9 protein-coding genes and 1 rRNA gene are annotated in these 7,986 nt (G+C 67.8%); 6 read left to right on the top strand and 4 right to left on the bottom strand.

What is annotated here, in order from left to right:
- Positions 1-87: ribosomal RNA gene (rrf, locus tag SBI80_RS28300) — 5S ribosomal RNA — on the top strand; the annotation flags it as partial.
- Between the two features lie 71 nt (positions 88-158).
- Here the strand turns inward: rrf and SBI80_RS18360 are convergent.
- Together SBI80_RS18360 and SBI80_RS18355 are read right to left on the bottom strand one after the other, a co-directional pair.
- The gene (locus SBI80_RS18360) at positions 159-662 is read right to left on the bottom strand and encodes a methylated-DNA--[protein]-cysteine S-methyltransferase (RefSeq protein ID WP_318976221.1); all 504 of its coding nucleotides are present in this window, start codon (positions 660-662) and stop codon (positions 159-161) included.
- Positions 662-2,161 carry an AlkA N-terminal domain-containing protein gene (locus SBI80_RS18355; protein ID WP_318976220.1) on the bottom strand — a complete coding sequence of 500 codons (1,500 nt, stop codon included), beginning with the start codon at positions 2,159-2,161 and terminating at the stop codon, positions 662-664. The genes SBI80_RS18360 and SBI80_RS18355 overlap by 1 nt, the downstream gene beginning before the upstream one ends.
- A 175-nt stretch (positions 2,162-2,336) precedes the next feature.
- Between SBI80_RS18355 and SBI80_RS18350 the strand changes: the two genes are divergently transcribed.
- The 3 genes from SBI80_RS18350 to SBI80_RS18340 all read left to right on the top strand — a co-directional run bounded on the left by SBI80_RS18350 (position 2,337) and on the right by SBI80_RS18340 (position 4,816).
- Positions 2,337-3,185 carry an oxidoreductase gene (locus SBI80_RS18350; protein WP_318976219.1) on the top strand — a complete coding sequence of 283 codons (849 nt, stop codon included), beginning with the start codon at positions 2,337-2,339 and terminating at the stop codon, positions 3,183-3,185.
- Positions 3,186-3,208: 23 nt separating this feature from the next.
- On the top strand, positions 3,209-3,823 hold the full coding sequence (locus SBI80_RS18345; protein WP_318976218.1) for a TetR/AcrR family transcriptional regulator: 615 nt from the start codon (positions 3,209-3,211) through the stop codon (positions 3,821-3,823).
- 231 nt (positions 3,824-4,054) lie between these two features.
- Positions 4,055-4,816: a hypothetical protein gene (locus tag SBI80_RS18340; RefSeq protein ID WP_318976217.1), complete on the top strand. Its 762-nt coding sequence runs from the start codon at positions 4,055-4,057 to the stop codon at positions 4,814-4,816.
- Between the two features lie 47 nt (positions 4,817-4,863).
- Here SBI80_RS18340 and SBI80_RS18335 read toward each other — a convergent pair whose 3' ends face one another.
- A complete protein-coding gene (locus SBI80_RS18335; RefSeq protein WP_318976216.1) occupies positions 4,864-6,468 on the bottom strand; it encodes an adenylate/guanylate cyclase domain-containing protein in 1,605 nt (534 codons plus the stop codon).
- Between the two features lie 47 nt (positions 6,469-6,515).
- On the opposite strand from SBI80_RS18335, the gene nucS reads away from it, so the two are divergent.
- Both nucS and SBI80_RS18325 read left to right on the top strand, forming a co-directional pair.
- Positions 6,516-7,187, top strand: coding sequence for an endonuclease NucS (nucS, locus tag SBI80_RS18330; protein WP_318976215.1), 672 nt, complete (start codon positions 6,516-6,518; stop codon positions 7,185-7,187).
- Positions 7,188-7,205: 18 nt separating this feature from the next.
- Complete coding sequence (locus SBI80_RS18325; protein WP_318976214.1) at positions 7,206-7,496, top strand: Rv1322 family protein; 291 nt, start codon at positions 7,206-7,208, stop codon at positions 7,494-7,496.
- Position 7,497: 1 nt separating this feature from the next.
- On the opposite strand, the gene mce is transcribed toward SBI80_RS18325, so the two are convergent.
- Positions 7,498-7,980 carry a methylmalonyl-CoA epimerase gene (mce, locus tag SBI80_RS18320; RefSeq protein ID WP_318976213.1) on the bottom strand — a complete coding sequence of 161 codons (483 nt, stop codon included), beginning with the start codon at positions 7,978-7,980 and terminating at the stop codon, positions 7,498-7,500.
- Positions 7,981-7,986: the final 6 nt, after the last annotated feature.

Below are 7,986 nucleotides of genomic sequence, written 5' to 3'. Positions count from 1 at the left end.
GCCCGGACCCATCCCGAACCCGGAAGCTAAGCCTACCAGCGCCAATGATACTGACCACACGGTCGGAAAAGTAGGACACCGCCGAACACCCTTTAAATCCGAAGGCCCCCAATTTCGATTGGGGGCCTTCGGCATTTTCATCTCCAGTTGCGGCGGCACTAATCGAATAGCGTCGCCACGGGGCATTTGCGATTTCTTTCCATGTCGAGCAAGTGCTTCTTTCGCTCCAGGCCGCCGCCATATCCAGTGAGTCCGCCATTTGCACCAATCACCCGATGGCAGGGCACGATGATGCTGATCGGATTGTGGCCATTGGCAAGTCCCACCGCCCGTGAGGCACCGGGGGATCCGATCTGGCGGGCGATTTCACCGTATGACCGCGTCTCCCCGTAGGGAATGGTGGTCAGTGCGGCCCAAACGCGTCGCTGGAATTCGGTGCCGACGAGATCGAGTTGGAGTTCGAAGTCCACCAGCTCGCCGGCGAAGTATGCTCCGAGTTGCGCGACGGCCTCGTCGAACGCCGCGTCATCGCGCTCCCACCCCGCGCGGCTGGGCTCGTAGGTCTGGTCCACCATCCGCAGATGGCGTAACCGCCCGTCCACGCCGGCAAGGGTCAGCGGACCCACCGGGCTGTCGACGGTCCGGAATTGCAAGGCGTCCATCACTTCTCCTTCGTGGAGGGTTTGGGAGGCCAGTAGTTGACCTCGTGCTCGAGGGCGGTCCAAAGATGTTGTGTCGCATAGGCTCTCCACGGTCGCCATCGGCCGCTGTGCTCCGTGAGCGCCTGGGGGTCGGAAGGCAACCCGAGTGCCCTAGCAGCCGCCAACACCCCCAAATCGGTGACCGGGAAGGCATCCGGGTCGCCGAGCCCCCGCATCGCGATCACCTCCGCCGTCCACGGCCCGATGCCGGGCAGGGCCAGGAGCTGCTGTCGCGCCCGGTTCCAGTCGCACCCCGGGTCGAGGACGACGTCTCCGGCGGCCAGCGCACCGACCAGCGCCACGAAGGTGCGTTGCCGCGACTTGGGAAAGGCCAAGTGTGCCAGGTCGACGTCGGCCAACTGCTCGATGCTGGGGAACACGCGTGTCAGACCACCCCTGGCGTCCTCGATTGGCGATCCGTAGACCTCGGCAATGCGCCGGGCATGGGTACGGGTCGCCTTCACCGAGATCTGCTGTCCGATGACGACGCGGAGCGCCAGTTCGGATTCGTCGACGGTGCGCGGAATGCGTTGCCCTGGTGCCTTGGCGACGAGCGCACTTAGCTGCGGGTCCCCCTTGAGGGCGTCGACGACGGCCTCGGGGTCGGCGTCGAGATCCAGGAGCCGGCGACACCGGGCGATCGCCGCCGACAGATCGCGGAAGTCGTCGAGGACCAGCTCGCACAGCACGTGGTCCGGATGCGGGGTGAGGCTGACGATGCCATTGCCGGAGGCCAGTCGCAGGGTCCGGCGATAGGCGCCGTCGCGAACCTCCTCGACGCCGGGAACGCCGCTGGCACCCAGATGCCCGAACAGGCCCTCGTAGGCGAACGGCGTACGCACGGGCAGACGGAGTGTCAGCACTCCCGAGCCGGTCGATCGTCCGGAACCGAACTGCTCGCGGGCCCGCCGTCGCAGTGCGGTGGGTGTCAGGGCGGTGACCGCCGAGAGGGTTTCGTTGAACTGGCGGATGCTGGAGAAACCCGCGGCGAAGGCGACGTCGCCAAACGGGAGGTCCGTCGTCTCGATCAACACCCGTGCGGTCTGAGTGCGCTGCGCACGGGCCAGGGCAAGCGGATTCGCGCCCACCTCGGCCTGCATCAGCCGCTCGAGCTGACGCGTCGTGTAGCCGATCCGCCCGGCGAGCCCGGTGACGCCCTCACGGTCGACCGTCCCATCGGCGATCAGGCGCATGGCGCGTGCCACCACGTCCCCGCGGACATTCCATTCGGGGGAGCCGGGGGAGGCGTCGGGCCGGCAACGCTTGCACGCCCGAAAGCCTGCTCGCTGCGCCGCCGCCGCCGTCGGATAGAACCGCACGTTGCGGGCAAACGGCGGCCGCACGGGGCAACTGGGCCGGCAGTAGATGCCAGTGGTCGACACGGCCGTCACGAACCAACCGTCGAACCGGGAGTCCTTGGCTTGGACGGCCCGGTAGCAGCGGTCGAAGTCTTCGTGCATGCCTAGACGATTACACGGCGGCACCGACAGCACTGGCGGAAAACCGACATCAAAGTCGGGGGTCCGCCGGGGCGCCCTCCCGTCGTCGGCGTCGACTTGACAGTGCATTGAAAAAAATCAACACTGTGTCAATTAAGCGGACGTCGTTGCGGCTTAACCACTCTGGAGGCATGCCATGAAGACCCTTTTCATCACGGGTGTGAGCAGCGGTCTGGGCCGCGCGTTCGCGACTGGCGCGCTGGACGCCGGCCACCAAGTGGTCGGCACAGTGCGCAAACCCGAGGACATCACGGCGTTCGAGTCGCTGGCCGGTCGCGCGCACGGCCTCCTGCTCGACGTGACCGACGATGCGGCCGTCGTCTCGGCGGTCGCCGACGTCGAATCGTCCATCGGCCCCATCGACGTCGCGATCGCGAACGCGGGGTACGGCGTCGAGGGCACGTTCGAGGAGACGCCACTGTCCGAGATGAGGGCGCAATTCGCCACCAACGTCTTCGGTGTTGCCGCGACGCTGCAGGCCGTACTGCCCTTCATGCGTGAGCGCCGTGCCGGGCATCTGATGGCGGTGACATCGATGGGCGGACTGATGGCGGTTCCCGGGATGTCGGCCTATTGCGCCAGCAAGTTTGCCGTCGAGGGCATGTTGGAGAGCATCCGCAAGGAGGTCGCGTCCTTCGGCATTCACGTCACGGCCATCGAACCAGGTTCGTTCCGCACCGACTGGGCTGGCCGCTCGATGACGCGCGCCGAGCGCACGATCGGCGACTATGACGAGCTGTTCGATCCCATTCGGGCTGCCCGCGTCAAGGCCAGCGGAAACCAGCTGGGCAACCCGGCGAAAGCGGCCGAAGCCATCCTGACGATCCTGGACGAGACCGAACCGCCCGCCCACCTGGTGCTGGGGTCGGACGCGCTGCGGTTGATCGGCGCCGCCCGCGCTGCGGTCGATGACGACCTCAGGCGGTGGGAAAGCCTCTCGCGCAGCACTGATTTCGGTGAAGGTGCACAGCTGGCAGCGAACTAGGATGGTGCGATGAGGTGGCGATGATGGCCAAGGCTTGGCCCTCGCGTCGGACGACGCCGGCCGTGCGCAAGGGTGACATCCGGGAGGAGCGGATCCTGGATGCCGCCGAGGATCTGCTGGCGACGCGCGGCTACGCGGACATGACGGTCGGCGACATCACCGAGGCCGCCGGCATCACCCGGGGCGCGCTGTACTTCTACTTCGCCAACAAACAGGACGTGGTGACCGCCTTGGTGGCGCGGACCGTCGACGCCCTGCAGGAGAAGTCGGTTGCGGCGCTGGTGGACACCGCGCCGATCGACGTGGTCATCGCCACCGCGCTGGGGCGCACTGCCCAGCTGTGGCGGGAACACGGCGTGGTCATGCGCGCGGCGGTCGATCTCGGATCCACCGTGCCCGAGATCGACAGGCTCTGGACCGGGACTGCCGACGTCTTCATCGATGCCATCACCGAGATCCTCGGCCGCGGGGGCGTGCCGATGGGCCCCGCGCCTGATGACGCACCGGCCGTGGCGCGAGCGCTGTGCTGGATGATCGAGCGCAGCTTCTACAGGGCGTCGAAGATCTCGTTGGGCGAACTCGACGATGCCAAGCGGACCTGCCAGGCGGTATGGATGCGGATGGCGAGTGGCAAGTGAGCTGCCACGGATCAGACCCGATGGCCGTAGGTGGGTAGCTCTTCCCGAGCATCTCGACCTGCGAACCTACCCCCATCCCTCGGGTGGCTCGCTGCGCCGTCTGCGTGCGGACCGCGGTGGCGAGGTGGAGGTCGATCACCAGGACTACGTCGGCCCGTCCAGCGCGGACCGGACCCAGGAGTTGCTCACCCCAAGCGTTGGCCCGACGGGAAATGGGGTATTGATCAGGCCATGGCCCTCATCCCCATGCCCTCCGCCGTGCTCGACGATTCCGACGTGGCTGGTGCTCTAGGGCGTGCCGTCGCTGTGATCAATCCCCTTCTCGACGTCTTGTCGCGGGCCGACCCGCTCGGCCTGCGCGGGCGCAGCTGGCACCCGGGCGGTGCAGACGGGTCGGTCGACAAGGTGCTCGATGCGCTAGCGCGGTTGCTCAACACCGCGGACGTGCCTGGCACGCCGGCCTGGGCGGACAAGGATCTGGACGGCCGCATCAACTGGTGGGTGCGACGCGTCGGTGCGCTCGACACGGTGTTGGTGGCCGCACCAGGCGTCTTCGGCGCGGTCGCCGACCGGCTCCCCGTGCAGGACGTCCTGGCCTTCGCCAACCAGGCGATCGTGTTGTGCGCCGTGGCACGCGAGTACGGCGTCGACGACCGCTCGGAGCAGGTCCGCCTCCTGGGTGCGGTCATGTGTCATCGCGACCTCTGCAACGACGCGGCCAAGGTGGACGTCGTGACCATCGATGAACCGCCGTCGGCGTCGGATGCGATGCCGGTCGCACTGGTCAAGGGGTTGTGGCGGCTCGCCGGTGTGATGCGGGCACTGGGCGACGAGTTGGTCAAGCGGCCCCGGCCGCGCTGCGCTTACCGGTATTTGGGAATGCTGCCCGCCGTGGGTGCCGTCGCCGACTACTTCGGGGAGTACGGCGCGCTGGTGCGCGCCGCCAAGTTGGGCCGCAAGTGGATCGAGCAGCAGTCGGCCGTCGCCAGCTGACCCGGGGGACGGGCTCGCCATCGACCGCTCGGGCGTAGGTCGCGATGTCAGGCGGGCACCGCGAGCCGGGTGGGCTCGTCGTGGCCACGCAGCGTGACCGTCTCGCCCAGCGTCCATCGGGCGGCCTCGCTCTCGCCGGCCCTGGCCACGGCCGTGGCCGATGCGACGAGGTGCCCGTCGATGGTCTTGGACAGCTCGCACAACCGGGCCGCCTCGTTGACCGGTTCACCGATCACCGTGTATTCGAACCGATCCTTGGCGCCGACGTTGCCCGCCACCACCTGACCGGCCGCGACGCCGATGCCCGCCTGGCACTCCGGAACCTCGACGCGCAACCGTTCGGCCATCGCGCGCGCCGCGGCAAGGGCCTCCTCCTCGGCGTTCTCGAGGGACACCGGCGCGCCGAAGACCGCCAGCACCGCGTCGCCCTCGAACTTGTTGACCAGCCCGCGGTGCTTGTCCACCTCGTCGACCACGACGTCGAAGAACCGGTTGAGCAGTTCGACGACCTCGACCGCGGGACGGCTGGTGACCAGCTGCGTCGAACCGATGATGTCGACGAAGATCACGGCCGCCGATCGCTCCTCACCGCCGAGCTTCGGTCGTTCCTTCTCGGCCAGGGCCGCCACCTCGCGACCGACGTGCTGGCCGAACAGGTCGCGGATGCGTTCGCGTTCGCGCAGCCCGTTGGCCATCGAGTTGAAACCGCGCTGAAGCTGGCCCAATTCGGTCCCGTCGAAGACCACCAGATTGGTGTCGAGGTCGCCACACTCGACGCGATTGAGCGCGGCGCGCACCACCCGCACCGGCGTGGCGGTGAGCCACGACAGGATCCACATCAGGATGAAGCCGAACACCAGCGCGAAGCCCGCGAGGATCATCACGGCGACGGTGAACTGCGTGGGTGTGACGTTGCGAACCACCAACGTGATCGTCGCGGCGAGCAGAATGCCGAGAACCGGGACGCCGGACCCCAGGGCCCACACCAACATGATCCGGCCCATCACGCCCGGTGCGAAGCGTCGCGGGGGAGGGCCCACCTCCAGCGCCTGTGCGGCGACCGGGCGCAGGGCGAACTCGGTGAAGAGGTAGCAACTGGCCGCCACCACGATGCCGGGAAAGCTGACGCCCAGCAGCCACTTCGGGATGAACTGCGTATCGACGAGCCCGTAGGCGGTGGTGAGCACGACGGCGCCGATGCCCCACAGAATCAACAGCACGCGGGTCAACCGCCACGGGGCGAAGAACGTGTTGTGCTGATCCTGCTTCGTCGGCGTGCGCTCCTCGATCGCCCACCGCACGTTGTTCATCACGCGGTAGGTGGCCCAGAACACGCCGACGACGAGGGCGCCGAAGATGTACGCCGGTACGACGATGAAGGTGACCCAGCGGGCCCCGGGCTCGAAGACGTCCGGTGTCGGGAAGGCGACGACGACCACCAGCGTGGCAACGCCGATGCCGATCAGATTGGCCCCCACCACGAACGCCGTGAGGATGACCTGGATGCGAATCCGACGGCGGCGCTGGCTTTCCGAGACCCGCCCCAGGATCCAGGAGCCGTACTCGGGAGTGGCGGGCATCCGGGCGCTCTGATTGGTCACCGTCTCCAGCAACCGGCCGAGACGCTGTGCGGTGCTCTTCTTCTCCGTCATCGTGGCGTCAGCCTAGTAACCACCGGGCCGCCATCTATGGTGGTTCGGTGCGCCTCGTCATCGCCCAGTGCACCGTCGACTACGTCGGCCGGCTCACCGCCCACCTGCCGTCGGCCCGGCGACTTCTGCTTTTCAAGTCGGACGGTTCGGTCAGCGTGCATGCCGACGACCGTGCCTACAAGCCCCTGAACTGGATGAGCCCGCCGTGCTGGCTCATCGAGGACGACGGCGGTGACAGCCCCGTCTGGGTGGTGGAGAACAAGGCGGGTGAGCAGCTGCGCATCACCGTGGAGGACATCGAGCACGACTCATCCCACGAGCTGGGCGTGGACCCCGGACTGGTCAAGGACGGCGTCGAGGCGCACCTGCAAGCACTGCTCGCCGAGCACGTCGAACTGCTGGGTGTCGGCTACACGCTGGTGCGGCGGGAGTACATGACGGCGATCGGCCCGGTCGATCTGATGTGCCGCGACGAGACGGGCCGCTCGGTGGCCGTGGAGATCAAGCGCCGTGGCGAGATCGACGGGGTCGAGCAGCTCACGCGCTACCTCGACCTGCTCAACCGCGACACCATGCTGGCACCCGTCAGCGGCGTGTTCGCCGCCCAGCAGATCAAGCCGCAGGCGCGCACTCTGGCGATGGACCGTGGGATACGTTGTGTGACTCTGGATTACGACCAGATGCGCGGGCTGGACAGCAACGAGTTCCGGTTGTTCTGACCGCCGTACACTGAGCGGATGGGCCGGCGCCGCGTTCCTCCTCGCAAACCGCGGCCCCTGCCGCCGCTGCTGGAGCCGCGCCGCGTGGAGGTCGGTCCCGACGGCTGGGACTACGACGTCCGGCCGATCGCGGCCTCACGGGCGCTCAAGACGTACCGCTGCCCCGGCTGCGATCACGAGATCAGGCCGGGGACGGCGCACGTCGTCGCCTGGCCGTCGGGTGAGGGTGCGGTCGACGACCGGCGGCACTGGCACACCCCGTGCTGGGGCAACCGGGCGAACCGGGGGCCGACCAGGACGTGGTCCTGAGTTAGTGCACGTCGTCTTCGGTGGCGGCGGGTTCGACCAACTCGACCAGCACTCCGCCCGAGTCCTTGGGGTGGATGAAGTTGATCCGCGAGTTTGCCGTGCCGCGCCGGGGCGCGTCGTAGATCAGCCGGACGCCGTCTTCCCGCAACCGCGCGGACAGCGCATCGAGGTCGCTGACGCGGTAGGCGAACTGCTGCAGGCCCGGACCGCGCTTGTCGAGGAACTTGGCGATCGTCGACGTCTCGTCGAGCGGGGCCATGAGCTGGATCTGGGTGCTGCCCTTGGGCGCACCGCGCACCGCGAGCATGGCCTCGCGGATGCCCTGGTCGTCGTTGACCTCTTCGTGCAGGACGATCATGCCGAGGTGATCGTGATACCACTTGATGGCGACGTCGAGGTCGGGGACGGCGATTCCGACGTGGTCGACCGCCGTGACCAGCGCACTGGCCAGGGCGGGACGTGCACCAACATGCTCGGTCGTCATTTAGCC

This window comes from Mycolicibacterium sichuanense (assembly GCF_033741125.1).
In the GTDB taxonomy this organism is placed as follows: domain Bacteria; phylum Actinomycetota; class Actinomycetes; order Mycobacteriales; family Mycobacteriaceae; genus Mycobacterium.
The sequence above is the reverse complement of the archived record's forward strand: the minus strand, read 5'-3'. Positions and strand labels throughout refer to the sequence as shown.